The following is a 1982-nucleotide window of genomic DNA, read 5'->3' on the forward strand; positions in this document are numbered from 1 at the left end:
TGACCAACACCGCCGCTGTGGCAGTGAAATACGACGATGCCGCGACTAAAGATCAGGTGACCTTCAACCCGGCAGGGACTTCGGTGAGGTTGACCAATGTCGCTGGAGGTACGTTGAACGCTACCAGCACCGATGCCGTGAATGGCAGCCAGTTGTTTGCGACCAGCCAGAACACGGCAGCGGCACTGGGCGGCGGTGCGGCAGTCAATGCGACCACGGGGGCATGGACGGCGCCCAGTTACTCCACCAACAGCATCAGCGCGAATGGTTCCAATATCGGCCCATTGGTGAGCGGTGACGTCGGCACGGCACTGACCAATCTCAATACCAGCGTGACCAATACCGCTGCTGTGGCGGTGAAATACGACGATGCCTCCACCAAGACCCAGGTAACCTTCAACCCGGCCGGAACCGCGGTGAAGTTGACCAATGTCGCGGCCGGAACCTTGAACGCCAGCAGCACCGACGCAGTGAACGGCTCACAGCTATTCGCAACCAACCAAACCGTCGACAACATCGTCAACAACGGCGCGGGCATCAAGTATTTCCACAGCAACTCGACCCTTGCCGATAGCAGCGCAACCGGCCAGGACAGCGTGGCCATCGGCCCACTCGCGAGTGCGACCGTTGCCAATGGTGTGGCGCTGGGCTCCAACTCGTCCGCCACCGGCACGACGTTGGCCAATGCGGCTTATGGGGTCGGCGGTGCCGCCACGGCGGGCGGCGAAGTCAACATCGCCAACGGCGCCGATGGACGGCGTATTACCGGTCTGGCGGCGGGCAGTTCGGCGACCGATGCCGTCAATGTCAGCCAACTGAACAAAGCCGGTCAGGACACCGCGACCGCCCTGGGCGGCGGGGCCGCACTTGATACGACCACTGGCATATGGACAGCCCCCAGCTACTCCACCAACAGCATCAGCACAACCGGTGCCAACACCGGCCCATTGGTCAGCAGCAACGTCGGCGCAGCACTGAGCGACCTCAACACCAGCCTGACCAACACCGCCGCTGTAGCAGTGAAATACGACGATGCCGCGACTAAAGATCAGGTGACCTTCAACCCGGCCGGAACCGCGGTGAAGTTGACCAACATCGCTGTCGGTGCCCTGAACGCCACCAGCACCGATGCCGTGAATGGCTCGCAGCTGTTCGCAACCAACCAGACCGTCGACAACCTCGTCAACAACGGCGCCGGCATCAAGTATTTCCACAGCAACTCGACCCTTGCCGATAGCAACGCGACCGGTCAGGACAGCGTGGCCATCGGCCCGCTCGCGAGTGCAACCATTGCCAACGGCGTGGCGCTGGGTTCCAACTCGTCCGCCACCGGCATGACGTTGGCCAATGCGGCTTACGGTGTGGGTGGTGCAGCAACCGGTGGCGAAGTGAACATCGCCAATGGCGCTGATGGACGGCGTATCACCGGTCTGGCGGCGGGCAGTTCGGCGACGGATGCTGTCAATGTCAGCCAACTGAATAAAGCAGGTCAGGATACCGCGACAGCCCTGGGCGGCGGGGCCGCACTTGATACGACCACCGGTGTATGGACAGCGCCCAGCTACTCCACCAACAGCATCAGCGTGACCGGTGCCAACACCGGGCCTTTGGTCAGCAACGACGTCGGCGCAGCACTTAGCAACCTCAATACCAGCGTGACCAACACCGCCGCTGTGGCAGTGAAATACGACGATGCCGCGACTAAAGATCAGGTGACCTTCAACCCGGCAGGGACTTCGGTGAGGTTGACCAATGTCGCTGGAGGTACGTTGAACGCTACCAGCACCGATGCCGTGAATGGCAGCCAGTTGTTTGCGACCAGCCAGAACACGGCAGCGGCACTGGGCGGCGGTGCGGCAGTCAATGCGACCACGGGGGCATGGACGGCGCCCAGTTACTCCACCAACAGCATCAGCGCGAATGGTTCCAATATCGGCCCATTGGTGAGCGGTGACGTCGGCACGGCACTGACCAATCTCAAT

The 1982-nt window shown here is 61.9% G+C and carries 1 protein-coding gene; it reads left to right on the forward strand.

The genetic code is table 11. From position 1 onward, the window contains the following. The coding region (locus ACTJKT_RS31225) for a beta strand repeat-containing protein (protein WP_440790411.1) at positions 1-1982 on the forward strand (1982 nt) is incomplete at both ends.

The organism is Pseudomonas sp. 22526 (assembly GCF_052044735.1).
Lineage (GTDB): Bacteria > Pseudomonadota > Gammaproteobacteria > Pseudomonadales > Pseudomonadaceae > Aquipseudomonas > Aquipseudomonas piscium.